General features: G+C 34.6%; 28 protein-coding genes. 18 read left to right on the forward strand and 10 right to left on the reverse strand.

The genetic code is table 11. From position 1 onward, the window contains the following. Positions 1–106: 106 nt before the first annotated feature. The 14 genes from ACPEH5_RS18505 (at position 107) to ACPEH5_RS18570 (ending at position 10,399) form a co-directional block, all read left to right on the forward strand. A complete protein-coding gene (locus ACPEH5_RS18505; RefSeq protein WP_129467232.1) occupies positions 107–835 on the forward strand; it encodes a helix-turn-helix transcriptional regulator in 729 nt (242 codons plus the stop codon). A 2-nt stretch (positions 836–837) separates the two neighbouring features. Then, complete coding sequence (sctF, locus tag ACPEH5_RS18510; RefSeq protein WP_042848614.1) at positions 838–1,053, forward strand: type III secretion system needle filament subunit SctF; 216 nt, start codon at positions 838–840, stop codon at positions 1,051–1,053. Then, a complete protein-coding gene (locus ACPEH5_RS18515) occupies positions 1,050–1,319 on the forward strand; it encodes an EscG/YscG/SsaH family type III secretion system needle protein co-chaperone (RefSeq protein ID WP_042848613.1) in 270 nt (89 codons plus the stop codon). The genes sctF and ACPEH5_RS18515 overlap by 4 nt, the downstream gene beginning before the upstream one ends. Positions 1,320–1,360: 41 nt before the next feature. Further along, a complete protein-coding gene (gene sctI, locus ACPEH5_RS18520) occupies positions 1,361–1,699 on the forward strand; it encodes a type III secretion system inner rod subunit SctI (protein WP_129467233.1) in 339 nt (112 codons plus the stop codon). Further along, a complete protein-coding gene (gene sctJ / locus ACPEH5_RS18525; protein ID WP_042848612.1) occupies positions 1,699–2,412 on the forward strand; it encodes a type III secretion system inner membrane ring lipoprotein SctJ in 714 nt (237 codons plus the stop codon). Before sctI ends, sctJ begins: the two co-directional genes overlap by 1 nt. Next, entirely contained in the window at positions 2,409–2,999 is a 591-nt protein-coding gene (locus ACPEH5_RS18530) for a type III secretion system domain-containing protein (RefSeq protein ID WP_131680857.1), read from the forward strand. The genes sctJ and ACPEH5_RS18530 overlap by 4 nt, the downstream gene beginning before the upstream one ends. Beyond that, on the forward strand, positions 2,996–3,661 hold the full coding sequence (locus ACPEH5_RS18535; RefSeq protein ID WP_042848610.1) for an HrpE/YscL family type III secretion apparatus protein: 666 nt from the start codon (positions 2,996–2,998) through the stop codon (positions 3,659–3,661). The genes ACPEH5_RS18530 and ACPEH5_RS18535 overlap by 4 nt, the downstream gene beginning before the upstream one ends. Further along, a complete protein-coding gene (locus ACPEH5_RS18540) occupies positions 3,651–4,769 on the forward strand; it encodes a TyeA family type III secretion system gatekeeper subunit (protein ID WP_071547571.1) in 1,119 nt (372 codons plus the stop codon). The genes ACPEH5_RS18535 and ACPEH5_RS18540 overlap by 11 nt, the downstream gene beginning before the upstream one ends. Positions 4,770–4,884: 115 nt before the next feature. After that, entirely contained in the window at positions 4,885–5,250 is a 366-nt protein-coding gene (locus ACPEH5_RS18545) for a hypothetical protein (RefSeq protein WP_042848609.1), read from the forward strand. Further along, entirely contained in the window at positions 5,250–7,292 is a 2,043-nt protein-coding gene (locus tag ACPEH5_RS18550; RefSeq protein ID WP_048605578.1) for an EscV/YscV/HrcV family type III secretion system export apparatus protein, read from the forward strand. The genes ACPEH5_RS18545 and ACPEH5_RS18550 overlap by 1 nt, the downstream gene beginning before the upstream one ends. Next, a complete protein-coding gene (gene sctN / locus ACPEH5_RS18555) occupies positions 7,292–8,626 on the forward strand; it encodes a type III secretion system ATPase SctN (protein WP_281111202.1) in 1,335 nt (444 codons plus the stop codon). The genes ACPEH5_RS18550 and sctN overlap by 1 nt, the downstream gene beginning before the upstream one ends. Next, positions 8,602–8,982, forward strand: coding sequence for a hypothetical protein (locus ACPEH5_RS18560; RefSeq protein WP_048605576.1), 381 nt, complete (start codon positions 8,602–8,604; stop codon positions 8,980–8,982). The genes sctN and ACPEH5_RS18560 overlap by 25 nt, the downstream gene beginning before the upstream one ends. Before the next feature lie 3 nt (positions 8,983–8,985). Continuing rightward, positions 8,986–9,447, forward strand: a complete 462-nt coding sequence (locus ACPEH5_RS18565) for a hypothetical protein (protein WP_048605574.1) — start codon at positions 8,986–8,988, stop codon at positions 9,445–9,447. After that, a complete protein-coding gene (locus ACPEH5_RS18570) occupies positions 9,434–10,399 on the forward strand; it encodes a FliM/FliN family flagellar motor switch protein (protein ID WP_131680860.1) in 966 nt (321 codons plus the stop codon). Before ACPEH5_RS18565 ends, ACPEH5_RS18570 begins: the two co-directional genes overlap by 14 nt. A gap of 68 nt (positions 10,400–10,467) precedes the next feature. Here the strand turns inward: ACPEH5_RS18570 and ACPEH5_RS18575 are convergent, their stop codons facing one another. Genes ACPEH5_RS18575 through sctR form a run of 5 tightly spaced genes read right to left on the reverse strand, consistent with a single transcriptional unit; the run spans position 10,468 to position 13,706 of the window. Then, positions 10,468–10,962 (reverse strand): hypothetical protein, encoded by a 495-nt coding sequence (locus ACPEH5_RS18575; protein ID WP_281111201.1) that lies wholly within the window; start codon positions 10,960–10,962, stop codon positions 10,468–10,470. Further along, complete coding sequence (locus ACPEH5_RS18580; RefSeq protein WP_166686993.1) at positions 10,931–11,995, reverse strand: EscU/YscU/HrcU family type III secretion system export apparatus switch protein; 1,065 nt, start codon at positions 11,993–11,995, stop codon at positions 10,931–10,933. The genes ACPEH5_RS18575 and ACPEH5_RS18580 overlap by 32 nt, the downstream gene beginning before the upstream one ends. Continuing rightward, on the reverse strand, positions 11,988–12,764 hold the full coding sequence (sctT, locus tag ACPEH5_RS18585; protein WP_042848601.1) for a type III secretion system export apparatus subunit SctT: 777 nt from the start codon (positions 12,762–12,764) through the stop codon (positions 11,988–11,990). The genes ACPEH5_RS18580 and sctT overlap by 8 nt, the downstream gene beginning before the upstream one ends. Before the next feature lie 4 nt (positions 12,765–12,768). Next, positions 12,769–13,038, reverse strand: a complete 270-nt coding sequence (gene sctS, locus ACPEH5_RS18590; RefSeq protein WP_042848600.1) for a type III secretion system export apparatus subunit SctS — start codon at positions 13,036–13,038, stop codon at positions 12,769–12,771. A 17-nt stretch (positions 13,039–13,055) separates the two neighbouring features. After that, on the reverse strand, positions 13,056–13,706 hold the full coding sequence (sctR, locus tag ACPEH5_RS18595) for a type III secretion system export apparatus subunit SctR (protein ID WP_042848599.1): 651 nt from the start codon (positions 13,704–13,706) through the stop codon (positions 13,056–13,058). Between the two features lie 680 nt (positions 13,707–14,386). On the opposite strand from sctR, the gene ACPEH5_RS18600 reads away from it, so the two are divergent. Continuing rightward, positions 14,387–15,958, forward strand: coding sequence for an ATP-binding protein (locus tag ACPEH5_RS18600; RefSeq protein ID WP_042848598.1), 1,572 nt, complete (start codon positions 14,387–14,389; stop codon positions 15,956–15,958). A gap of 129 nt (positions 15,959–16,087) precedes the next feature. Here ACPEH5_RS18600 and ACPEH5_RS18605 read toward each other — a convergent pair whose 3' ends face one another. From ACPEH5_RS18605 to ACPEH5_RS18620, 4 genes are all read right to left on the reverse strand, one after another. Further along, a complete protein-coding gene (locus ACPEH5_RS18605; protein WP_129467238.1) occupies positions 16,088–16,498 on the reverse strand; it encodes a type III secretion protein in 411 nt (136 codons plus the stop codon). A 239-nt stretch (positions 16,499–16,737) separates the two neighbouring features. After that, complete coding sequence (gene sctD, locus ACPEH5_RS18610; protein ID WP_166686995.1) at positions 16,738–17,952, reverse strand: type III secretion system inner membrane ring subunit SctD; 1,215 nt, start codon at positions 17,950–17,952, stop codon at positions 16,738–16,740. Then, positions 17,949–19,442 (reverse strand): EscC/YscC/HrcC family type III secretion system outer membrane ring protein, encoded by a 1,494-nt coding sequence (locus ACPEH5_RS18615; RefSeq protein WP_166686996.1) that lies wholly within the window; start codon positions 19,440–19,442, stop codon positions 17,949–17,951. Before ACPEH5_RS18615 ends, sctD begins: the two co-directional genes overlap by 4 nt. Before the next feature lie 10 nt (positions 19,443–19,452). Continuing rightward, complete coding sequence (locus tag ACPEH5_RS18620; RefSeq protein ID WP_042848594.1) at positions 19,453–19,824, reverse strand: hypothetical protein; 372 nt, start codon at positions 19,822–19,824, stop codon at positions 19,453–19,455. A 321-nt stretch (positions 19,825–20,145) separates the two neighbouring features. Here ACPEH5_RS18620 and ACPEH5_RS18625 point away from each other — a divergent pair, with 321 nt between their 5' ends. The 3 genes from ACPEH5_RS18625 (at position 20,146) to ACPEH5_RS18635 (ending at position 23,388) form a co-directional block, all read left to right on the forward strand. Further along, positions 20,146–20,265 carry a DDE-type integrase/transposase/recombinase gene (locus ACPEH5_RS18625; RefSeq protein ID WP_225833207.1) on the forward strand — a complete coding sequence of 40 codons (120 nt, stop codon included), beginning with the start codon at positions 20,146–20,148 and terminating at the stop codon, positions 20,263–20,265. Between the two features lie 75 nt (positions 20,266–20,340). Then, entirely contained in the window at positions 20,341–22,728 is a 2,388-nt protein-coding gene (locus ACPEH5_RS18630) for a hypothetical protein (protein ID WP_166686997.1), read from the forward strand. 462 nt (positions 22,729–23,190) lie between these two features. Further along, positions 23,191–23,388 (forward strand): hypothetical protein, encoded by a 198-nt coding sequence (locus ACPEH5_RS18635; RefSeq protein ID WP_042848593.1) that lies wholly within the window; start codon positions 23,191–23,193, stop codon positions 23,386–23,388. Between the two features lie 759 nt (positions 23,389–24,147). Here the strand turns inward: ACPEH5_RS18635 and ACPEH5_RS18640 are convergent. Next, positions 24,148–25,335: an NAD(P)/FAD-dependent oxidoreductase gene (locus ACPEH5_RS18640; protein ID WP_042848658.1), complete on the reverse strand. Its 1,188-nt coding sequence runs from the start codon at positions 25,333–25,335 to the stop codon at positions 24,148–24,150. Between the last annotated feature and the right edge of the window lie 187 nt (positions 25,336–25,522).

Here is a 25,522-nt window from a genome sequence, read left to right on the forward strand (position 1 = left end):
GTTATTGTTTTAATGAGGAACAATGATGTCAGGTTAATACCTTATATTTTCTCATGCGTTTTTACTAGAAAATAAACGAATGTCTTTTTATTAATAAGGGTAATGTATGTCTGCGATAAAGTTTATTATCAGCAAAAACTCAGGTCAGTTATCTTTGAATGGAAAAACCTATACATTCCCAGAAAATTGTTTAGTCATTACCAATGATGAGGCAATTATAGTAGAGTCGATATTAAAGAATCAGCTATTATCTGTAGACTTTGATTCGAGCAGTTTACATAAGGTTTACCCTGAAATAATTAACCTATTGATTCCTCAAGAAAAAATAACTTATTCAATTGAACCCATTAGAATTATTCGAGCAGAAAGGAATGTATTGGATGTTTTTACCTATCTATTGCAGCTTTCAGAGGATAATTTTTTACACTTTGCTTATACTTATTGTTTAGGGTTAGATAACGTATATTTTTCCTCTCTACTTTATAAATATATTTCAGGTAATAAAGACTTTTGTAGTTTTATTGAAAACCATTTTATGCGTCAGTGGTCCGTTGTTCGCTTAGCTCAGGAATTTGATTTACCTGTGCGTAAGTTTAATGAGTTATTTTTATGTACATATGGTCAAACAGCTAAACGCTGGTTGTTGGAGCGACGGATAAAACATGCAAAGAAACTGTTAAGTACAACATCCATGAGAGTCATTGATATTGCCATAGAATGCGGGTTTTCAAGTCATGCCCATTTTACGGATAGATTCCGTCGTTACATAAATTGTAGTCCAAAGCAATTTCGCAATCGTTCGCTTCAAATAAACAGCTATAACACGAGGGAGTAACTATGGACATAGAAGCGATTACTAACCAACTTTCGCAACTCGTTGATAAAGCGGGTAATGAAGTGCAATCAAAGGTGACCGCAGCTGACCTTAATGACCCAGCAAGGATGTTACAGGCACAATTTGCGATACAACAATATTCTGTTTTTGTGAGTTATGAAAGTGCAATTATGCGGGCAGTGAAAGATATGTTGTCAGGGATAATTCAGAAGATATGAATTTATTAGATTTCAGTATGAGGCAACTTATTATTGAAAGTGGATTAGCGGCTGTAAATAATGGGCTTTATATTCAAGCTGAAGCTATTCGTCATGTATTGCCATATCTGACGGAAAATGAAAGTGCCTGTAATATTATTGATGCAACCATACTTATTGGAATGAATAATTTATATCTTGCCGAAGAAAAATTACAGAGTGATAAGTCTCCAGAAGCAGAGCTACTAAAGCAATTTATTGAATATATAACAATAAGCAATAATTGATTGTTATACTCATAATATATTAAAAATAGGATATTAATACGATGGATATTACATCTGTATCTACTGCCGGTGTGCAAACATTAACAGAAAAACTCCCCTCCATTGAACGAGCTGAGGATGTCGATTTATTTACAAATATGCTTTTTGAACAACCCACACTTAACCCAGAAGAGATGATAATCGCTTCATTACAAGATAAATCATTGTCAATTTCAAATACAATTAATAATGCACGAGCAACTGTCGATGTTCTGAATAACCCGGCAACTATGTTAACGGCACAATCTTTTCTTAAAAATGCTATGGTGGAAGTGGATTTAATTGCAAAAGTGACTGGGCAGCTATCTCAAGGAATTAATAAACTGGTAAGTATGCAATAATGAAGTTTTTTATTCGTTTTAGTTCTATCGTGTTAATTTTATTTTTTTTAACGGGTTGTAAAGTTGAGCTTTATAGTGACTTATCTGAAGAAGAAGCAAATCAGATGATTGCTTTATTGATGCTGAGAAATATTGATGCAGAAAAAAGCATTATTAAGGGAAGCGGCGTTACTATTAATGTAGAAAAAGATGATTTTGCCAATGCAGTTGAAGTATTACGCCAGCAAGGTCTACCTAATAAACGAACAGAAAATATTGCTGATTTATTTCCTCCGGGGCAGTTAGTCACTTCTCCAGCACAAGAACAGGCAAAAATAACTTATTTAAAAGAACAAAATATAGAAAAAATGCTACTGAGTATGGATGGGGTTATTATTGCTCAAGTTGCTATATCGGAAAGTACCAATGTAAATCGTCGTGAAATACCGCCGCCTACCGCTTCAATATTTATTAAGCATGCGCCGGGTATCAATATGCAAAGTAGAGAGCCAGAAATTCGTAGAATGGTCCAAAAATCTATCTCAAATTTAACAGTAGAAAATATCAGTATCGTTATGCAAATGGCTGATTATCGACATAAACAGGCGAAGTTTCTGGATAAGACCAAAAATGGCTGGGAATGGCGAAAGTACCTTCCCTGGATAGTTGTGGCAGCCATAATGACCAGTGCTATTGTATTATTAATTGTATTAAGAAATAGACCTAATATATGAATAATATTATTGAGGTTGAACAACAACGATTACATGAGTTGGTATGGCGTCCAGGTAAATGGATGCATGCATCTTGGTGGAGAACATTCGAGTTATCTCAATGGCAACAGGTGTATCAGCAATCTCCATCTTGCCAAGGCGCAATAGATAACATGATTCTTCGCCGCAAAGACTTATCTTTTTCTCCTATATTAAAGCAGCTTGAACCACGTCAGTATCAAATTTTGGCATTAGAAACACGTTTAATGAAGTTGTTTCTTGCGATGGGGATTCTGGTATTAGCTTGCCCTGATTATCTGGTACTTCGTCGATATCGTTGCCGTTTGACGGATATTTTCGGTGAGCAGGGTTGTGAGCAGCTATTGGCAATAGGGACCTTCTATCATTCTCCTTCTCAGGTTATTTATTCTGAAGAGGATTTCATCGAGAAAGCCCAAGGGATAGGACTAAGTTGGTGGTATGCAGAGAAAACCGATTGTGTGGTCTATCACGCGTTGAAAACAACCTTTCCAAATTACCCGCCCCAAGAAGCCCCCCGTCTTGGTAGTATTTTTCCTTGGCTATTACGTATTGGGCGTTTTTTATGAAGGTGATTTCAGTTCCTGTAATTTCATTGCCTGACTTACCTGTATTTGGGCCTATTATTCCGACAGAGGAGTTAATAAACTGTTTTTCTGCAAACAATATTATAGAAATAGCCCAACAAAAAGCTCAAATTATCTATCAAGAGTCTCAAAAATATCTAGATGAAACAAAACAGGAATGTCAGAGCTTACGAGAACTAGCTTATCAAGAAGGCATGGCTTTATTGGAAGAGGAAGCTCCATTGATTAGGCAGAAGATTGCTACTGAGTCTATTGAGTGGTTAGTGTCAGAACATCAACTAGAACAAAACATTTTAATGTGCTTGGAACCACGTTTAAGGGAAGTGCTAGTTAGCGTGCTTGATATGTTTTTTATTGAAAATGATAGTACTGGGTTATTGTTCAATCAGCTTCGCGCTAAACTAGAGGAAATAAAGAATGAAAAGTCAGCAACGCTTTATATTCATCCTAGTCAGTACAATAAATTAATAAAGCTTTTTTCTGGTTACCCGTGGCTACATATTCAAGTTGATGAGACGAAAGACAAAGATGAGGCATTGCTTTCATCATCTTTATTTAATCTCCATATTAATCTGAAAGAACAATTAGAATCAATTTGTGCACATTTGTTATTAGCTGAAGAGGAAACATGTAATGTCTGTTAAAGTAGAATCTATAGACCCGCGACTCTCTTTAGTGAAAAACCAGCAATTGGCCCAACAAAATATTGAGTTGACGCGCCAAAATGAACAAAGAAAATTAGTGACGCAAGTCATCCCTGCACAATCAGCTCTTGAAATAGCGCAAAATCAATTGAATACAGAAGTTCCTGAACTTGATAGTTATCTCTCTGATGGTTATTTGATACAAGAAACCCAAGGAAACATTGGGTTAGCCATTGGCAACTTTGTGCGAATGAGAGGTGGTCATAACCCTAGAGTATCTGAACGTCCAACCCGCAGCATGTTGCAGCGTCTAGCCAAAAACTTAGAGGATTCAGACCCTACAAGTGTGGGAGAGTTGCGCCATCGAATTGGCGGAGTAACTAAGGTTGAAGAGATTGACGACCTTCTGAATAGTTTTCAACGGCATCATTTAGATACTGCCGAATGTATTTTGCTACTTGCTAGTATGTTAAATGAAAAAGAAAATGATCAATCCTCTAGCCATGTACTGAAACAAACACTAGAAAAAGTGATGGCAGGAGATAATGAGTGGGTTTTAAAACTATTTACGCATTTAGAGTGCGGTGCTGTTACCCCACAAGCATTAGGTGAATTACGTTTTTTATATCAGCAAGCAACAAGTAACCAACCTGAATTGCTTTATTGGTTTAAACAATTTAGTCAATTTGAAGGTAGTCAACAACAGCTAAGAACACTTATTCGTACTTTATCTTTTGAGCTCTCAGCAGGTTATAAGGCAACGGATATTCGCCTAGCGGCAGTGATTACTGATTTAAAATGGTTATTGCAGTTTTTAACTATCGAAGTACAAAGCAAACATTTAGCAAACTCCCTAGATTTACCAAATATAACAGATAAGCATGTGACCTGCTTATTATTGGAAATAGTACAACAATCTTGGTTATATTCTGATTGGCTAGAAAGTAAAATTAGTTTACAGACATCAGAAAAACAGTATAAATATGCTAGAGGATTAATGGAGTTAATCAAATTATTACCGGATGACTGCTTTTCGGATTACGACCAACGAGAAATGGTTATTAGTGTATTTATTGAATACTTACAACAATTAAATGAATTAGAATAGTGACTTTTTTCGTTTTTATCAGGTAAATACCTGATTATATCTATCTAAGTTTTATTAGAATATGTTAATCATAATGAAAAATACCTTTATTTTAAATTTCTTTTTAAGAATGTAGATGGAATTACAAACAAAACGGTGGTTAGAAAGGTTTTTGCAGCTGGTTGAATTACCTAGTGATGGTATTTCTGCAAAAATGGAGTTTTTACATCCATGTTATCGTTTTTATATTGAATATATCAACAATAATATCATTCTTACCGTAGGTAAAAAGGTAGAGCTTGTTTATCAAGAAAATATATTAGAGAAATTATTAACACAATGCATCCCTGCGAGGACTAAGGGGACATTATTACGTCCTTGGGTAGGGGGAGGTTATCAAATGCTAAGTTGTAAATTAAATACAACGAGCTCTATTTCTCATTGGGTTTATTGTTTTAAAACAATGCAACGCTTACTTGATGAGGCTATCGGATTAAAATAATGGAATTTATTAGGCAATTTTTAATCGTTATTTCTCGCCGACAAGATATTTTTCTCGTTATTTTGTTGTTAGTCGCTATATTTATGATGATTATCCCGTTACCAACAGGGCTAATTGATTTCCTTATTGCACTGAACCTAATGATATCCATTCTCTTAATGATGATGGCCATTTATATTAAAAGCCCATTAGAATTCTCGACTTTTCCTGCGGTGTTATTAATTACCACTTTGTATCGCTTATCTTTAACAATTAGCACGACTAGGCTGATCCTCTTACAAGCAGACGCCGGCGATATTATTGATACATTTGGCAAATTTGCTGTTGGTGGTAATTTAGGCGTAGGGCTTATTGTTTTTATGATCATTACTATCGTGCAGTTTATCGTGATAACTAAAGGCTCTGAGCGTGTTGCCGAAGTTAGTGCTCGTTTTTCATTGGATGCAATGCCAGGTAAACAAATGAGTATTGATGGTGATTTACGTGCAGGCACTATTGATGCCGATGAGGCACGAAGGTTACGCGGTTTAGTCCAAAAAGAAAGTCAGCTTTTTGGTGCTATGGATGGTGCTATGAAATTTGTTAAGGGCGATGCTATCGCGGGTATTATCATTATATTGGTGAATATATTAGGAGGAACAGCTGTTGGTGTGATGGTGCATGATATGAGTGCTAGTACTGCATTTTCTACTTATGCAATTCTTTCTATTGGTGACGGTTTGATCAGCCAAATACCTGCTTTATTAATATCGATTACTGCTGGGATTATTGTGACCCGTATATCTGGAGAAGAAAAAAATAACCTTGCGGGTGATTTGGTTATGCAAATAAGTAAGCAATCGCAAGCAGTCGTATTAACTTGTGCTATTTTACTGGTATTTGGTTTTTTACCTGGTTTCCCAACGGTTTATTTCTTTATTCTATCAGCTATTGTCTTTGCAATTTCATTTTTTACTAAAAAAAGAACGGCGACAGAACAGGATGAATATATCAATTCAGATTTAAGTGGTAGTTCAGCTAACCAAACTATCAGCCCCGGTTCAACCCCATTAATTATCCGGATGGCTAAAGATTGCTGCAATAAGAATATATTGGCTTCTCAAATTGATATCTTCCGTTTCCAAAAGTTTGAGCAAATTGGTATCCCTTTGCCGGAGATTAATTTACAAGTAGATAATAATTTACCCTCTGGTTCTTTAAAGATTTTATTATATCAGGAGGTTGTCCTCGATATCATTTTACCTAAAGGCCTGATGTTAGCCGATATTAGTTCACCAGATATTACCCAAGCTAAACAGAGAGATAAACTATCGTTCGGTGGTAATCAATCATTACAGTGGGTTTCACCTGATAATAAAGACGTATTATCTGCCATGAATATTACGCTTTATCAAGATGAAGCGACAATTATTCATTGTTTATCAATTGTAGTCGACCGCAATGCAAAAGAATTTATAGGCGTGCAGGAAACACGTTTTCTGATGGATGCAATGGAAGGGAAATATGCTGATTTAGTTAAGGAAATACAGAGGCAATTACCTATTGGGCGTATTGCAGATATACTTCAGCGTTTAGTTTTAGAAAATATATCTATTCGTGATCTACGCACAATCTTTGAGTCATTGATTGAGTGGAGCCCTCGAGAAAAAGACCCTGTCATGATAACTGAGTATGTGCGAATTGGCTTACGTAGGCATATTATCGCTAGACATAGTATAGGGCAGCCGTGGATCAGTGGTTGGGTTATTGGTGATAATATTGAGAATCATATTCGTGAAGCTATTCGGCAAACTGCTTCAGGTTCTTATTCTTCATTAGAGCCTAACTTTAGTGAAAGGCTAATAGAAAAGATTAAAGAGGTGACTCAGAATAATTATCAAACTCAAAATGTGCTAATAACGACAATTGATGTGAGGCGTTTCCTCCGTAAAGTTATTGAACGGGAGTTTTATGGGTTAAAGGTACTCTCATTCCAAGAGATTGGTGAAGATGCTGAACTACGTATTATTGGTAATATTGATCTTATTGGGGAACATGAGTAATGCGTCAGCCCGATTATAATATTATTTATAATACATTGTTTGAACGTTTAAAGTTCCCTGTAAATAGCGAAAGCTTAAGTGTTCGACTAACGGGGAAAATCGTTAAAATTGGCCCAACATTGTTACGTGCATCATTACCAGGTGTCAGCCTTGCTGAGTTTTGCCACTTAAAACCTAGCGGTATTGATGCTGAGGTCGTTTCTATTGATGGTGATTATGCATTGTTATCCCCTTTTTCTGAGCCTCTGGGAGTTACCGTTGGGTCGGATGTTATTCCTACAGGGCATTGTTACCAAATTTGTGTTGGTGACTTTTTGCTTGGCCGTGTACTTGATGGTTTAGGTCGACCGCTTGATCACTCCAATCTACCTCAATATGGAGAGTATCGAACTCTGAACGCTGATGTACCCAATCCTCTCCTTCGGCAAATTATTGACACGCACTTGCCATTAGGTGTGCGTGCGATTGACGGGTTATTGACTTGTGGGATAGGGCCGCGAATAGGTATTTTTGCGGCGGCAGGGTGTGGCAAAAGTACCTTGTTAGGCATGATTAGTGAAGGGTGTGAGTCTGACATTATTGTATTGGCTTTGATTGGTGAAAGGGGACGAGAAGTTCGTGAGTTTTTAGAGCACACTTTAACCCCGCAAGCATTGAAGCGTTGTGTGATAGTTATTGCGACCTCTGATAGATCTGCGCTAGAGCGTTTGAAAGCTGCATATACGGCAACAACAATCGCTGAATATTTTCGCGACCAAGGGAAAAATGTGTTGTTAATGATGGATTCATTAACACGTTTTGCCCGCGCATCAAGGGAAATAGGGCTTGCTGCGGGGGAGTGTGCTACATCGGGTGGATATCCCCCCAGTTTTTATGCTCAATTACCCCGTCTATTAGAGCGAGCTGGGCGAGCTGAATCAGGAAGTATTACCGCTATTTATACTGTCCTTGTTGAGGGCGATAACATGAATGAGCCCGTTTCAGATGAGGTTCGTTCAATTCTAGATGGACATATAGTTCTTTCACGAAAACTAGCGCAGGAAAATCATTACCCTGCGATTGACATCAATGCGAGTATTAGCCGAGTTATGGGGCAGGTTACCAGTGAGCAGCACCGTAAAAATGCAGGGAAATTGAGAAAATTACAAGCTGCTTGGAAAGACATTGAACTGTTAGTCCGTGTTGGTGAGTATCAAACAGGGCAAGACCCTGAATCCGATGAAGCATTAATGAAAAGGCCAATAATCAGGGAGTTTCTTTGCCAACCAACCGATGAGCGGGTTAAGTTCCAAGATACACTGGATATGTTATGCAAAATTATCAAACAACCTTAACGGCTTTATTTGCTTTAAAAAAGCGCCGTGAAACGCGACTTCGTTCTATTTTAACGCAATTAAATCAACAGATAAGTGAGCAAATTCAGGTTAATGAAAGTTTGATGAAACTCAGGGAGGAACTCTGTGAGCAATGGAAACATTATGGTTCACATGAACAATTACTGACACCCAGTGCTATTAGAGAGTATCGCACTACGTTGACAAATTATTACCTGCAAGATCAGGCAATTCTACAAAAAAGTAGTATGGCTAAAAGAATATACAGTGAATTACAGATAGAAAAAGAACAACAATTAAGTTTATTACAAGAAAATATAATCGAGCAAGAAAAACTAAAACTCCTAATGGAATAAACTATGTGTACTAAAGTAATGTCATCACGCCGCAATGTTATTATATTAAATAATGGTATGGACGATACGGCATCTCACCAAGATGCTCAACATCAGTTTGAAGAATTATTGACTATTCCAATAAAAGGAGGGGTCAATAATAATGATATAACACAAGAACGAAAGTGTTTAAGTTATATTGATGTGTCAAATAGCGCTGAATTATGTGAGCAGTTACTGAAAAAATTATCGTTGAATTGTTCTAACAATCAAAATAATCAATTAAAGTGGTGTTTAACAAATGGCCCATTAGCAGGGATGATTATTGAGGCTGATTATAATGAGGTAGGTATATCTATTTGTCTTTATTTGAATACTTCTTTATATAATCAAGAGTTGAATAAAATTATTGAGCAAATAAAAAGGGGGCTTTCGATAAAATTTAATTGCTCGATTTTTTTAAAGGTTAATCATGCCGATACCTGAAATTAATAATAGAACAGCAAAACTTATTCGTGCAGTAGGTACAGGTTGTCAATTAATCGGCGATGAAGGAACTCTATCTTTAACATTTGAGCATCGGAATTTGGCAATCGGTTTGTTACTGACAACTTGTATAAATGGTAATTCTATTGATTTTTGGGTAGATGAAAATGAATGGTGTCAATGGGTTAGTCCAGTACTTGCTATTCCATCATTTTCTATGGTTTCTGATGAGTTTAAGGACGTACTCGCGATATGGACAATAGATACTCTCAAGGCATGCATTGATATTGATGATTTTCAGTGGCCAACAGTTAAACAGATAAGCACGGGCTCTTTACCGCAAGGCGTGGGGTGGCAGTTGTGTGCGAAACATCATAATAGAATACTTAATTTTCACGTTATTGAAGCCCCTGATAGCTGGTTAGAGGTACTCATAGAGAACGGTTCGATAACTGATGAACAAGAAATAAGCTCGCCAATTATGATTGGGGCAAAGTTAGTGGCGGGTTGGTGTTTATTAAATAGTCAGCAAATATATTCTATACAAGAAGGTAATGCGCTGGTGCTTCAACAGCAAGCAGAGATTACCCGTGGAGAGTTTTTTCTTTTTACTCATCGTCCACTTGCCATTGTTTGTCAAGATGGCGAGTCAGGCATATTTAGCGTGGAGACATTAATGGATACTTTTGATGACTGGATTGATATACCTACAGATAGCTTAGCCAATACAGATAATCAAATTTCAAATACATTGATTCCTGTTTCAGTGGAAGTTGCTAATTTGAATATTTCAATTAATGAGCTAAGCCAGATCCGGCCGGGGTACTTATTTGAAAGTGAAAAACATTATAATACACCTGTTTCATTAAAAGTTGGTCATCGTATTTTTGCTTTTGGTACACTATTACGCATAGGGGAACGATTAGCGGTTAGAATAGATACATTATGCTAATTGATTTTATAGTGGCAGGTTAAGCTTGACTGCTTGTTGAGGCAATAGGCTAACAAGCAGTCAATAAATTAAATTTCATCATCAGGTGATAAATGATGATTGTCTGTGGGCGGTGATGATAAAAATAATGAAATTAATTTATTTGCTATATTAGTGTTATTTTCTGATATTGGTTCAATATCAAGTAATTCATTTGCTTCGTCATCTTCATTAAATTTATATATATCATTCCTCTCCTCTGAAACCTTATTTAGATTTATATTGTCGATGTTATTTTCTTTATTAATCAATGTGTTGTTTATTTTATTTTCAAGGCTATTATTATATTCATCTAAATTTGACTCCATAATTTTCAATTCGGAGTTGGAAGAGATTTCGTCAAAAAACTCACTCCAGGTTAAAGTATTTTCCGTATTTTTGTTGTTTAAATTCAATGTGTTATTATTGATTAATGGACGCTCATTATTAGGCTCTTTTTTTACGGTAGTACAAGCGATTAGCGCCATACACGGTATTATTAAAAGAATGAGTTTAATCTTCATTTTTGGGGTTTTCTTTTTCATAGCTTAAATTCATAACCATACGCAAAATATTAGCGACAGGTTCAAATAAGCTTGGGTGAATATAATGACCTACTGAGGTTTTCTTTGCTAATGCACGGGCTAAATCGATACTCTCTACAATAGGTACTCCTGATTTCTCTGCAAACCTAATAATATTTAAGGCTCGGCTATTAAAGCCGACTTCAATGACTTTCGGTAATGGTGTTTCATTAATTTTATAATACAGACATACTGCAACATGTGTTGGGTTCTTAATCACGACTGTTGATTTAGCGACATTTTTAGATAAGCTCCCACTTTGAATTTCTCGGTGTATTGCTTTCCGTTTGCTTTTTAATTCAGGGTTACCTTCACTATTTTTATATTCTTTTTTTATTTCATCAATAGACATCATCAATTTCTTGGTGTTGTTATATCTCTGAAATGCGAAGTCAGCAATACCAAATATAATATAGAATCCAATTAGAGTTAAAATCATCCAGTAAAGTAAATGAATACATAAAATAACGCCATTAATAACAGGGTTCAAAGGTAAAAACTGTATTGAATTAGCGTTTTGAGCTAGTAACAAGTAAAAAATAAGTGCTAGTGTTACTGTTTTAAATATAGATTTAACAAATTCAAATAGATTCTGCATTGAGAACATCTGTTTTGAATTAGATAATATATTGAGTTTTTTAAATGATGGTGTTAACGCTTCTGTTGCCAATAATGGCCCAACTTGAGCCATTATGGTAAAAACAGACGTCAATATGATAACGCCGGCTAAACCACCAGTAAAACGGATCACGATAGAAGAGAAAGTATTTAGCCACTGGCCAATCGCTAAATGACTATCATTGTTAATAAAATTAATATTAGTATTAATCATCAATTTTAAGGCATTCCAAAGTTCAGGGCCTTCAAAACTAAAATAAGTCAGTAAAATGACTAGCTGCATACCGCTGGTTATTTCATTACTTTTCGCTACTTGGCCTTTTTTTCGCGCATCTTTGATTTTCTTCGATGTGGGCTTTTCTGTTTTCTCACTCATTGAAAAAGTCCCATAAATTTAGGCTGATATTCAAATAGTCTAGGCTATAGGCCAATAAATGTTGGAACGCAAAACTGAAGCAGATAATCAGCATTAATAAGGAGAATGCACTTTTGATTGGCATCGCTAAGAAGAAAACATTAAGTTGTTGCGCTGAGCGGTTAATTAACCCTAAAGCCATATCAACTAAGACGATGACGACTATGGCTGGCATTGCAAAGCGAATACCTAGTTCATACATGAGTTGCCATAAACTGGAGATAAAAGAAAAAGCATCAATATGATAATTTAAGGTACTGGCTGGTGGGATAGAAATATAGGAATTATAGATAGCCGCTATTAGTTGGTTAAAACCTCCACTAATAAGAAAAATAACATTAAATACTTGGCTAAATAACACTCCAAATAGCGAGGATTGTTGCCCTAATAATGGGTTAATGATACTTGCCATTGAAGAACCGCGCATGGTATCTATTATTGTTCCTGCTGCATCCATTGCCCAAAAGGGAATTGCAGCACAAAAACCGAGTATTAACCCAATGCTCACCTCACTAATAATTAACCATAAGTATCCACTAATATTAAGGTTAGATTGGGTCCAATTGGGGTACATATAAGCAATAGGTAATATAATCACTAAAAGTAGTGAGTTCCTAACTAAAGTACCGCCTAGGTTAGAGCTATTCAGCAAAGGAACAAGAAGAAAAACACCTAAGCAGCGTAACATGCTTAGTCCAAGGATGGGTAGGTATTCAATCCAGATGGTCAAGAGCTTACTCCCTCATATGAAGTATCATGTCAAAAACTTGATCTGCATAAGTAAGAATTACGTCACCCATCCAGCGATAGCTGATTGCAAGTGTAATAGAAACAGCAATTAACTTGACAAGAAATTGAATTGTCTGTTCTTGTATTTGGGTTAATGCTTGTAACAAACTAATTAAAATTCCCACACATGATGCGACGACGACGACAGGTAAAGATAAAAGTAAAACAAGCCACATCATTTGTTTTGCTAATTGGATTACCATAGTTTCACTCATTATTTATGGCCTTAGTGTTACGAAAATGAAAGAATCAGTTGCCTAAGTAATTTTTCCCAGCCCCCCATCAATACAAAAATTAATAGTTTTAAGGGCATAGATATTGTCATCGGCGAAACCATCATCATTCCCATTGCGAGTAATACATTGGAAACAATTAAGTCGATTGCAATGAACGGTAGGAATAACAATAAACCTATTTTAAAGGCTTCAATAAGTTGGCTAACGGTAAAAGCGGGGAGTAGGATAAGTAAAGATTCATCTGGAATTTTATCATGATACTTTTCAGGCCAAATTTGATGACCGATATTGGCAAAAAAAAATTGTTGTTCAGGGTCTGTATTTTTTTTAAGAAACTCTCTATAAGGTAATAATATATTTCTTTCAACTTTCTGAATAAATAGCGGTGATTCTATTTCTATAGGCTCATTAATTAAATTACTTTGGATAGCAAGAATAATAGGGGCCATTGTAAATAAGGTTAAGACGAGTGCTAAGCCATAGATTGCGATATTTGGTGGTGTTTGCTGGATACCTAATGCATTACGCAGTAAAGAAAATACAATCGCTATTTTTAGGAATGACGAACCTAATACGAGAGCTAAAGGAAAAATAGATAGCATAAATAATATAAGAATCAATTGTAATGGCTGGTCTAATAAAGGCATCTAAAAATTCCAGAAATATCATGTGAATGATATTATGAGGTTGGATGCTGTTTTTGAGTATAAGGTAAAAGCCTGAGTTTATAAGGCTTTTAGTTCCCTCACCATTGTTTAATGTTTATTTTTTATGGATAAGTTGTTAATTTATATGGTTGGTTACGCTAAAGTGTAACTGTATATTAATATAAATATCGTATTTTTATTTATGCTAGAAATAATTCCATGTTTTATTTGTGATATTATCCTGATTAAAATGTTTATGAGGTGAATGTAATTATAGTTAACAGTTAAATATAGTAATTGTTTTGTGTGTTTCAATAAAGTAATTACAAAATTAATTTTATCATTTCTATATTGATAAGTTATATTAGTGATATTTCAAGTATATTCAAATATTACTTTTTTTGTTACTTTTTTAAATTTAATCATAATTAAAATTCATGTTGTATACTTATTGATAATTTCATTTTTTTACAAGGAATGATATTTATCAAGAAAATTATCTGGCTGGTGACATATTATTTAATTTTGTTTTGTTACTATTTGTATTTGTGAATGATTTATTGTTTTGTATTATACCAAAAATATATGGGAGAAAAATTAATTCTGACTGAATATCTCAGGGCTATAGATTATTAGATGATATTTTTATAATCTCTGTCTGTAAAATTATAGGTAAACCAATGAAAAAAGATCATATGGCTGAAATAAGCGAAAGTATTATTCATGAAATAAGAACCCCGATGAATGGTATTATTGGTGCTTTAGAGTTATTGCAACAGACATCACCAACACATCAGCAACAAAATTTATTAGCAATCATGCGTACATCTGCTGATTATATGCTAGATGTTATTAATAATTCATTCAATTTTAAAGAGATAAACTATAACTTAGGTTATGAATTGGTTGATTTATTTGAGCTTATTGATAAGGTCATGGTCATTGTTAGTTTTGAGGCAAAAAGAAAAGGATTAGCGTTATCAACGTATATTTATCCAGATACTCCTAAAAAGGTAAGGGTAAGCCAAATAAGTTTAATGCAAATACTTATTAATCTAATTGGAAATGCGATTAAATTTACAACTGAAGGTTCTATAAAGATTAAAGTAGGTATAGATAAATCTAATTTAGTTTTCGATATTATTGATACTGGAATAGGTATTGATATCAGCCAACAAAATAAAATATTTAAACCATTCTTTAAGGTGAATTTAAATGAAAATGGCAGTGGGTTAGGGTTAAGCATATCAGCAAATCTTATTAAGCTAATGAATGGTAAAATAAAAATACAAAGTCAGTTAGGGAAAGGAACTCATTTTAAATTATATATTCCAATGAAAAGCGATGAGTGTTTAAGAAAAGTGTTTAATTCATCAGCTATAAAATATATTGGCTTTGGTCAACAATTACGTTTATGGGAAATTAATCTGAACTTAGGAAAGAGCAAGTTATTAGACTATTCAGATTTTAATGTCCCATCTGGCTTTTTTTGTAATAATTCATCTGGATTTAATAGGAAACATAAAGGGAAGCAACATAACTTAGCGTCTTCTACTTTATGGTCATTAAAAATTTTGGTTGTTGATGATGTTTCCCTGAATCAAAATATAATAAAAATAATATTGGAAAATATGGGGCATCAAGTAGATTTAGCAAGTTCTGGTTCTATAGCTATTGATTTAGGCAAAAAAAACATTTATGACATGGTTCTAATGGATTTGAATATGCCAATGCAAAATGGGTTTGAAACGCTTTTACGTTGGAGAACATTAGAAAATGAAATATTAGACAATGACACTCCTATTATTGCCACAACAGCGGGGGATAGAGGTATACAGTATAATGATAATACAAATGTGAAGTTTAATGATTGTTTATTGAAGCCATTTAATATTGATAGATTGTCTGATCTTATTGAAAAAGTTATTATGATTCAGTTGGGAAGGGGGATTGAATTAGCTCAAAATAAAAGAAAAAATGATGCCATAATTAATATCAATGAATGTGATGATTTGAGGTCTAGGTTTAAATCAACATTTGAACAGTTTTCAACGCAAATTGAAATTGCATGGCATGAAAAACAGGGAAATAAATTTTTAGCAGTATTGCATTCAATAAAAGGCTGCGCAGCGTTGACAGGTATAAATGGTATTTATGATGCTTGCCAGTACTTAGAGAGCAAAGTTAAAATTGGTGAATGGTCTGAGAAAGATAAGCATATTTTATTAGAGCAAATATCTCTTTATTGCTAATTATTATTTATTTAAATTAATATGTAAATGATAAATGATTTATCGACTAATCATTTATCATTTTAAATGTATTTTTATATTTTAAATATAAAAAAACGGGCGAAGTTATAATGAAATTTCTATTTTGTTTTACTGTTTACATAAATTAATAATTTTACTCATGAAAGAGACGAAAGTATTTATTGCATCTGCTGTGGATTCTCCATTTTTTAAAGCAAAAGGTGAAAAAACAGCTCTCAATTCTATATAGTCATTAATATTTAATAAGGCAGGCTGCCCAAAGTAAAAATATTGGTTAGTATTATCCATTAATTTTGACAATATTATTTCACTATGTAAAGCAGTATTCAGCTCATCTTTGGGGCTTAATACTGACCATATCATGGGCATCTCATCTACCGTGAATATATTAATGTCAGGCATCTCATGTAAACTAATAGTGATTGCAGAGTGGTTATCAATTTTATTATTTTGAAGTATATCTTCACGCCCTATATGGCTAATTGCACTAGTAACTAATTCAGCTAAATCAATATACATTCAGTACCTCCGGATGATAGCGTTTCCATATTATGACAATGATTTCTTCTACTTGGTAATGAGAGTTTAAGATATGGTATATTTTCTCTCTCAATATTGAATTGTTTGTTTCATTCAGTCTATTAGTCAGGTCTTCTTTAGAAGCATTGATTCTGAATAATAGGCCATCACGATAACCACCTGATTTATCTTGTTTTAATTTACGTTCTAAACTCGTTAACTGTGACATTTTTTTATATTTAAAGGTTAATTGGAATTGATAAAAAATTTTGTTTATATATTAACATTAGAGTATTCATACTGAGAGAATACACCTTATAGCCATTTGGTAAAATACTTCCTTTATATAGTCTCATATTGTTAGATAGTTGTAGGTAAATATATTCATCATTACCTCCAACACTTATAATTTTCCCAGGTAAAAATTCATCAATAATATTTTTGTTAGGAATGTTTTGATAGTTTATTTTCATTCTTGTTTTTTGTGACTTATTGAAATCACTAATGATAATATTTAATTTTTCTAAATCTTTATCTGGAACTTTTCCGCTAACTAATAATTTATTATTTTCAATTGAAATATTCAGTCCCTCTAAAAGTGATTCTGAATCAAGAAAATGGAGTGTTTTTTTAAATTCTTCTGAGCGGTCATTAATGACAACCCAACTTTTTAATAAACTAATTTGATTTATTTGAGCTTGTGTTTGCTGCCAATGATTATCAAATTGAATATCACCATAAATTTTCACGCTATCTAAGCTATTACCTTGAGTAATATCAATATCATGATAACCATTCATTTCTAGTGTTTGACGAACTAGGTTATGTAGTGTGCTAACATCGATGCTTTTATTATAAAAGGAGAAACCAAATTGGGCGAATTGCTCTTGTAGTTGATAAATCGTATTTTTTGAAACTGATACGCCGCTGAGATGAATTATGCCATTATTATCAAAGCTTGCTTGCAAACCTAGGTGATCTGGTTGTTTCATTTGTTGCTCTAACCAAATAACTTTATCAAATGGCTCCTCATTTTCTGGAGATATGTCAGTTGAGATCCCTATAGCAAGGAGTACTAAGAATAAAAAAATGATGGCTATTGTTAGTGTAACAACGTGAGTTTTATTTTTATTTCTTCTTAGCGGAATTGCTAATGTTGGTAATGGTTGTTCTATATCTCCAAATATAAAGACTAATCCAGCGAGGTCTATCACTCTTTTTTGAGGCAATAGCTCATTAGTTTCCCAAGGCAACCCATCTACCCAAAGGGGAACAGGCTGAGACAAGCGAATGCCTTGTTCATTCACGATCAATAGTGTTTCCGCATTTAACTCTAGTGGTAAGGCGATATCAGGTGTTTCTCCCCCTAAGCGAATTTCACCGACTGGGAGTGCTAATTCTCGACCCGCTAATATTCCACTTAGCCATTTTAATTTATAAAGAGGTTTCATCATTGGTATAGGTTGGCTGGCTGTGCTTTAATAAGAAACAAGCGTATTGTGCTACGATTATTTTTTTGAGAAGAGTTAAATAAACCTCCAATAATAGGAATATCACTAAGCAATGGGATTCTGCGTTCACCCTCACTATGCTCATCTTGTACAAAACCACCTAATAATAAGCTTTGCCCAGCTTGCAAAAGAGTTTGGGTAGAAACTTCAGAACTTAGTGTTTGAGGTAGTGGTTCTAATTCACTAGTTGAATGGATTTGCCTACCATCTTGAATTGATAGGGTTAGCATGATTTCTTTTTTTCCCTGCTCTTCAATTAGCCGAGGTGTTACCCGTAATAATGAGCCTGTTGATATCGAGTCCAATTTTGCTGTATTGTCAGCTATGAGTTTTGTATGGAATGTGATACTCCTATCTAGAACAGCTTGGTTATTATCTAATGTTACAATTGAAGGGCGAGATAATATTTGTGCTTTAGCATTTTGCTGAAGTGCATTGAGTTTAATCATAAAATTACTAGTATTAGAAACGATAGAAGAGAAGCTGCTGGTATCAGGTATTCCGTTATTATTTAAGCTTATATTTCCACCGCCAATTTGGGCGGATGCTGACCAATCAATGCCCAATGTACTTAAGTCTTCGGCATTAACATCAACAATGAGCACTGATATTTCGATAATAACTGGTTTTTTATCTAATTGAGTTATGAGTGAGGCATAGCGTGGCATTGTTAGTTTTCTATCACGAATAATAATTGCATTTTGTCTTTGATCTACAGAAAACATAGGAAGATTGCTATCTGTTGGAGATGGTTGCCCTTGGTTTTGTAATAATGGTAATGTTCGGCCCTGAGCCATATCTTTTAGGACACTAATAATGCCGGGGACAATAATTTTTTGGCCTCGATATTCATAATTTCCATCCGCTGCATTAGCGTACTTGAGAGGAAATACACGGATCTCTTCTTGGTTTTGGTCTTGATTTAATTTTTGTGCATCAATACGGGTTGCCATTGCCTCAATGCGTTGAATACATATGGGAACACCTTGTATTTGTAGGGTATTAGATGCAGAAATAATACTAGCTTGGCAGTAAGGTTGACCTAATATATTACTGTTTTTTAATTGCTGAATAAAAGTATTTATATTTAAATAAGTTGGAGCTATAAGTTCGGAGCTTACTTCTTGAGCTTTGTAGAAATAAAGTGCTTGTCCATCATAGTACCAAGCGAGCTTATGCATACGAGAAATCTTATTTAATGCTAATTCAGGGAGCATTTTAGGGATGGTCCCGACAAAAATATCATCTATTTGATTACTCACAATTACAGGAATATTATAATTTGCTCCGAAATCATGTAGGACTTCTGAAAGCTTATTTCCTCTACTCGAAATAAAAAAAAGTGAGTCATTTTTCCATGGTATTGTCGATGCTAAAGCCCCATAGCAATGTAAGGCAGCTATTGTTATAAAAACAAATAATATTCTTATCATTATATTAGTTCTAATTATCGGTTAATATCGTGTTTGTATAGTGTTTAAATAGCCATTTAACTAGTTTAGTCTGTTGATATATTAGCTTTTTATACTGCTGATGATTTAGTTCTTTGCTGTAATGACGTAGTAAATATAAACGGTTAGATTCTAAAATAAGGCTATCATCAGTAAAACTGCACTTAGATGCCAGCCATAAACAAACATGCATTAGCCATTTTGTATTTATATTTTGTAAGCCAGTATCTATCGCTAAGCACATACCATAAGCATAGTTCCCCACCCACGCTGGGGTACCATTAATATCAAGGAGCACTCTATCGGTTAGTGAAGTTATCTGTTTTATGTTTTCTTGGGCTATGAATGGAGCTGGGAGTTTCATATAACCTCTACAATGATAAAAATAGAAGCGTATTTTGAAGCGTTTTAGAATTTAAGATATAAGGTAATACCCTGAATTATATTTATTTATATTTCAGCCAGTTTTATTTTTTAGTATAAAAATATAATATTAATTAACTTTCTGATTAGCAAAAAATATTTCACTATAAATTATTATCTTAAATATATAGGGTCTATAGATATTCCACTGGCTTTTCATGATAAGTTTTAGATTAAATATGTGATTGGAACGATATCATCAAAACATATCAATTTATTTGTACTGTCTTTTTATGGCAACTTAATAAAACCTATATGAAGGATAACGGGTAAATGCTTTTATCTTTACCGTGTGATTGATAAAAATAGGGAGACAGTAGATGTCTATTATTCACCAATCTGTAATCGTCATGCTGCCTATAAATTTCTCAAAGGATATTAAAAACGTATGCCTTGGGGCTGCAATCAAAAATCGTAAATACCGATAAGCACGCCGTTTTAATTAAAAGGACTAATTATGCCAATATCAGCGTTGCAGTACAGAGTTACAGCAGGAGCTTATCAGAATAAGCTGCACAATAGTTTTAGGATGAACCCTATAGAACAGACTCGGGGCATAAACTCTGACCATTCAGCCATTCCGGATGAAATACACCTTTTAGGACGAAGTATTAGCAGAGTTGTCAATTCTCATGAACAGTTGAGCAGATCATCGTACCAGACTACAAATCCGCGACAGGGTATAGCAGCCCCACTGCTAATGTTGCTAACCGAAGTTCAGTTAACCTATACCCCTGTTGTTGCAACTAGCCCAACAACGGTATCCGAGAGCGAAATGAAACCTTCAATGTCTGAAAATGTTGAGCAATCGGCTAACAGTAATCACTTCTGGGAGACCATCCAAAAGGCCAGTGTATTACCTGCAGCAGGATATCAAGATAAAGAAAAAAAGCTGCCTATAAAAAATCGGTCATCTAGATATGCGGTTTTTAAACAGAAAACAACGACCCCTCCACCTGAACCTGATGATGTTAAAACCGTAAAGTTGGATTCTTCGTGTTTTGAAAAAAGACAAAACTTATCCCGCCCAGATGTATTCAGACAGATTGGTGAAACTTTAAGGAACCCAGTAAGTGAACTTGCAAAGGAATCTCAGGTTATTCATTATTATAATAATAATTACGGATGCCCAACCCCAGAAGAAAGGGTAAATCTTTTATCGATAACCTCAAAGGTAGACAAAACGATATCGGCAATTACAGCATTGCTACCTGGTAGTCAGCCACTTGTGGTTACACAAAGATTGGGTGGGGCTCTATTCAGAATGATAGCGGATAGCATCGATAATAAACAACTGAATACGGATGATTTATTTGAAGTAAATGACCAACTTATTACTTTGGGTAAAAGCATCGTAGCTACCTCCCCAAAAGATTCAAAAGGACAAACAATTGAAGGTCAGTTAAGGGTGCCTGAGGGCTTATCTTTTAAAAATAACAAATTGTCAGTTAATATTAAAGGGACTGACAGAGAGTTTATTATTAAAAATGGTAGATATTTTACTAATATCGATGGTAAGCACCGAAGAATATCTTACTCTTTGAAAAATAAGCAATGGGTAAGAACTCCCAAGTACATTAAAACATCAGGTGAAAAAGTTTACTTCCCATTTAGGATAGGTAAACTATTAAATGGGAGCATAGACAAAAAAACACTGGTTTCAATAAGCCCAAATCAGCATGGTATCTATACCGTAACAAGTCAAACATCTGCAGGATCCTTTCATGCAATAAAAATTGGTTATGAGTTCTATCGTTACATCCCAGAAAATGGAAGGAGTGCGAGTTTAAGTGGTGTTATAAAAACTGACAGTGCTGACATAAAGGTGTCTCGGTTCGGTAAAAGATATTTCATTGTCAATGAAAAGAAGAAATTATCCGTAAACTACTCACCATGTCGACTGGGGCGATCACCGGGTTCTTCGTGCTTACATTTTTCTGACGGGCTGATAAGCAAGCTTAATGAGAACAGGAATAATGGGGTCCCCGAAAGACGAATCCGAGGGATTAAACCATCTGAAACCAATCCTGGATTATATGAGTCGGAAAAAGGGACACTTTATCTAAAATACGATAATGTTTATTTCAAGTTAATTAGCTCACAGGGTTGGATAGATGAGCCACAGTTTATGGTTACGGGTAAAAAAATATTTGGTAGTAAGAAAATAACCCCTGTTTGTTTTAGCAGGGAACGAGGATTTAATTATATAAATACGCCTCTAGAAAATATGATGGAAAGTGTTGGCATGCCAGAAAAAGTGGCGATGTCTCATATAAAAAACCAATCTAAGATACAACCAGTTGTCATTGGTACAGGAAGTTTAAGTGAGGTTTATGATATAGGGGATGGGTTTGTTAGCAAAATCTATAAGAGCAGAATTAATAAGACTCACAAAAGTAGGCTCTCTTCAGCAAAAAAAAATGCAGAAGGATTTAATCGGTATTATGGAAAAGGTTCAGGTACAGTAAGAGTTACTCCATACAAAGATGGTTCTGCAACGGTGTCAGTGAAATTGAAGAAAATAGATGGGTATGTATTAAGTAGTATTAAAGACTTATCTAACCCTGTGTTATTAGAAAAAATAGAGACGGCAATTAAAACGAGTAAACCATCTGAGAAACTATCTTCTTTATTGCAAAGTCATGGGATCTCACATAACGACATAAATAAGGGGAACATCATATATAATAATGGCGAGTTCTTTGTGATAGATTTTGACTCAGCCGATTTTTTACCAAAAGGTGAGATAGTTAGTAAGTCAAAAACTAATACTATGAGAAATAGTTTCGACCGTATCTTTAATGAAATCTTAAGAGAGATAGGAAACCGCAGAAAGGAGCACTAAAGGCAGAAACCTTGTGAGGGCCTGTGCCTGATAAATGGGCTATCCGTGCGGGTAATGAACCGGTATTGATATCCGATAAGGGGTTCGGATAGAAATCAATATTTCTATAGTGGTTATAAATATATTTATAATATTAAATCAAGCATACTAACTATTCGTTTATGATATGAAAGATAATTTAATGATTGCTGCTAATGGCTGAGGTCTATTTTTAAAAGTGAGTTAGATGTAAAGCCAGTTATGGTAATGTGTGTATCTAATCTAGCTATTCGGTTGATTTTAGGGAAGATGGATATTTTCTCCTAAATGTATGAATAATATTGATATTTAACATTTGTTACTTTTTATTTTTTGTTTAGAACTGTTAATCGTTTTATATTGTTTCACCTTAAATTTAGATGATGTTAGTCACATTTCTACACAGATACATACAAGGTTATAAATCAACGCAATGGTGATTTTATGTTAAAAAAAGCAAAGTTAATCAATATTCCAATTGAATATATAGAAAAATATCAATACTTTAAAAAAAACGGATATACTTCCTTATCTCTTAGTTCCTTTATTATTGAGGCGACTAGAAAAGCACTTGATGAAAACAAAGTAGAGGATCAAAATGAAATGTTAAAATCGCGCACTCGAATTACTCTAACTCGATAATACTATCTCAGTATTTTATAATGACACCGATAGCCCCGAAAGGGGCCATTTAATATAAAAAATATAAATTTAATATCTAAAAAACATATTTTAAACTAACTAAATATTATTGATAATAAGTTAATGTCTAGAAATCTCACTCTTATTTATAATTTAAATAGGGTGTAAATGGTTTTTTACTGTATGTTAGATTACACATTTTTAATAGTTCAACCGCTGTGAGTTTAAAGCTGGTTAAGCACCCAAGTAATGAACGAAAGTTTGAATATAAAAAAATATCTAAACTTATAGAACTGTCTTTAGGTTATATATAATAAAGGAATAATATAGATAATGGTTTTTTACATGACTTCCTAATATGAAAGGTTAAAAAAGAGTTTCATGGGAAAATCTCAAGGATAGTTATGAATATGGTTCTTTGTTAAGTAAGGGCTTTATTGGCTGTCTTAGACAGTGCTGATTGAGTATAGTGAGAATTAAAAACCCGAGTTCTATGGCGTAACCTAACCACCTTAAAGCGTTTAGAATTATTAGAGCTATCTAATTATAAATTTCAATTTCGAAAAATTTAAATTGGGGGTTAAGTGTACGGCGGTTCTGTCTTCCGAGATGATTACTTATTTTAATTCGATCATGACCTCGGCCGCGCTTGGGACTTTTCGGTGATGGCTTTAATCAAGCAATGAGCAGATTGTTTTGGTTGATGGTGAGCAATATCACGCTCACCAATTCGGATGACCGTATTTTTATGTGTTCAGATTAAGGTAAATTTTCAGCGCATGCTGCTGCTGAACTCCATGCCCACTGGAAATTATAGCCGCCTAACCAACCCGTCACATCCATGACTTCACCAATAAAATACAAGCCAGATACTTTAAGCGATTCCATCGTTTTAGATGAAATTTCATGTGTGTCCACTCCACCAAGTGTAACTTCAGCGGTACGATAGCCTTCAGTCCCATTAGGTTGTACCTGCCATTGATGTAAGGTGTTATGTAGTGCTTCAACCTGAGGGTGATTAAGTTGCTTTAGTGGACACTCAGGGATTTGCCCTAGCGCCTGTAATACCTCGATTAACCGTTTTGGTAATAATTTAGCCAGTGTATTTTTAAGTGATTGGTTAGGGTGTTTTTGTTTTTCCACCATAATAAAGTCAGTTAATGAAAGGTTAGGAAGTAAGTTAATACTTACATACTCGCCAGGAAGCCAGTAACTAGAAATTTGCAAAATTGCAGGCCCAGAGAGACCACGGTGGGTAAACAAGATATTTTCTTTAAATACGGTCCCATCCATTGCTGTAACCTCAGCAGGAACGGATATACCTGAAAGTACTTGTAATGCTTCTAACAGTGGCTTGTGTAAAGTAAAAGGCACTAATGCTGCACGTGTAGGAATAATGGTATGCCCAAACTGTTCTGCGAGACGATAACCAAAGGGTGTTGCACCGAGACCGGGCATAGATAACCCTCCGGTTGCAACAACGAGTGAGTGGGCACTCACATTTTCCCCGTTGATAGTAACTAAGAAACCATTATCTGTTTTTTCGACGGCGGTGACTTCACTGCGTAGCTTGATAGCCACATTTGGTAAATCACATTCAGTTTTTAGCATATCGACGATATCTTGTGCGCTATTATCACAAAAAAGCTGCCCTAATGTTTTTTCATGGTAAGCAATATTATATTTTGCGACCAAGGCAATAAAATCCCATTGTGTGTAGCGAGCAAGTGCTGACTTACAAAAGTGAGGGTTACTTGAAAGGTAATTGCTATGTTCTGTGTACATGTTTGTAAAATTGCACCTGCCACCCCCGGACATCAATATTTTTCTGCCGAGTTTTTTTCCGTTATCAAGCACCAGCGTATTTAAGCCTCGTTTGCCAGCGAGTGAGGCACAAAATAAACCTGCTGCACCTGCACCTAAAATAATAACGTCAATATTTTTCACAATAAGGTTCTCTATATATTTGATTTTAAGCATAATTACATTATGAACATAGATATTTTACGTCATCTTGTCATGATTGTAATGTAAAGCTTTGAGGTAGAACTGATGAAAAGTATGTAGGACGTATTATAATTAGAGAAATTCGGCAAAAAATAGCAAATGATGATTATTTTCTGGAAACATCGTT

This window comes from Providencia sp. NPDC089933 (genome assembly GCF_049545585.1).
Classification (GTDB): Bacteria; Pseudomonadota; Gammaproteobacteria; order Enterobacterales; family Enterobacteriaceae; genus Providencia; species Providencia huashanensis.

Bases quoted from the DNA above. Each gene is read 5' to 3' on its own strand.
- ACPEH5_RS18560 (WP_048605576.1), top strand. From the start codon at position 8,602: ATGCAAAATTATCAAACAACCTTAACGGCTTTATTTGCTTTAAAAAAG.
- sctI (WP_129467233.1), top strand. From the start codon at position 1,361: ATGGATATTACATCTGTATCTACTGCCGGTGTGCAAACATTAACAGAA.
- sctD (WP_166686995.1), bottom strand. From the start codon at position 17,952: ATGATGAAACCTCTTTATAAATTAAAATGGCTAAGTGGAATATTAGCG.
- sctS (WP_042848600.1), bottom strand. From the start codon at position 13,038: ATGAGTGAAACTATGGTAATCCAATTAGCAAAACAAATGATGTGGCTT.
- ACPEH5_RS18600 (WP_042848598.1), top strand. From the start codon at position 14,387: ATGAAAAAAGATCATATGGCTGAAATAAGCGAAAGTATTATTCATGAA.
- ACPEH5_RS18545 (WP_042848609.1), top strand. From the start codon at position 4,885: ATGGAATTACAAACAAAACGGTGGTTAGAAAGGTTTTTGCAGCTGGTT.
- ACPEH5_RS18530 (WP_131680857.1), top strand. From the start codon at position 2,409: ATGAATAATATTATTGAGGTTGAACAACAACGATTACATGAGTTGGTA.
- sctF (WP_042848614.1), top strand. From the start codon at position 838: ATGGACATAGAAGCGATTACTAACCAACTTTCGCAACTCGTTGATAAA.
- sctR (WP_042848599.1), bottom strand. From the start codon at position 13,706: ATGCCTTTATTAGACCAGCCATTACAATTGATTCTTATATTATTTATG.
- ACPEH5_RS18635 (WP_042848593.1), top strand. From the start codon at position 23,191: ATGTTAAAAAAAGCAAAGTTAATCAATATTCCAATTGAATATATAGAA.
- ACPEH5_RS18540 (WP_071547571.1), top strand. From the start codon at position 3,651: ATGTCTGTTAAAGTAGAATCTATAGACCCGCGACTCTCTTTAGTGAAA.
- sctN (WP_281111202.1), top strand. From the start codon at position 7,292: ATGCGTCAGCCCGATTATAATATTATTTATAATACATTGTTTGAACGT.
- ACPEH5_RS18570 (WP_131680860.1), top strand. From the start codon at position 9,434: ATGCCGATACCTGAAATTAATAATAGAACAGCAAAACTTATTCGTGCA.
- ACPEH5_RS18505 (WP_129467232.1), top strand. From the start codon at position 107: ATGTCTGCGATAAAGTTTATTATCAGCAAAAACTCAGGTCAGTTATCT.
- ACPEH5_RS18620 (WP_042848594.1), bottom strand. From the start codon at position 19,824: ATGAAACTCCCAGCTCCATTCATAGCCCAAGAAAACATAAAACAGATA.
- ACPEH5_RS18630 (WP_166686997.1), top strand. From the start codon at position 20,341: ATGCCAATATCAGCGTTGCAGTACAGAGTTACAGCAGGAGCTTATCAG.
- ACPEH5_RS18605 (WP_129467238.1), bottom strand. From the start codon at position 16,498: ATGTATATTGATTTAGCTGAATTAGTTACTAGTGCAATTAGCCATATA.
- sctJ (WP_042848612.1), top strand. From the start codon at position 1,699: ATGAAGTTTTTTATTCGTTTTAGTTCTATCGTGTTAATTTTATTTTTT.
- ACPEH5_RS18575 (WP_281111201.1), bottom strand. From the start codon at position 10,962: ATGAAAAAGAAAACCCCAAAAATGAAGATTAAACTCATTCTTTTAATA.
- ACPEH5_RS18580 (WP_166686993.1), bottom strand. From the start codon at position 11,995: ATGAGTGAGAAAACAGAAAAGCCCACATCGAAGAAAATCAAAGATGCG.
- ACPEH5_RS18515 (WP_042848613.1), top strand. From the start codon at position 1,050: ATGAATTTATTAGATTTCAGTATGAGGCAACTTATTATTGAAAGTGGA.
- ACPEH5_RS18550 (WP_048605578.1), top strand. From the start codon at position 5,250: ATGGAATTTATTAGGCAATTTTTAATCGTTATTTCTCGCCGACAAGAT.
- ACPEH5_RS18535 (WP_042848610.1), top strand. From the start codon at position 2,996: ATGAAGGTGATTTCAGTTCCTGTAATTTCATTGCCTGACTTACCTGTA.
- ACPEH5_RS18565 (WP_048605574.1), top strand. From the start codon at position 8,986: ATGTGTACTAAAGTAATGTCATCACGCCGCAATGTTATTATATTAAAT.
- ACPEH5_RS18615 (WP_166686996.1), bottom strand. From the start codon at position 19,442: ATGATAAGAATATTATTTGTTTTTATAACAATAGCTGCCTTACATTGC.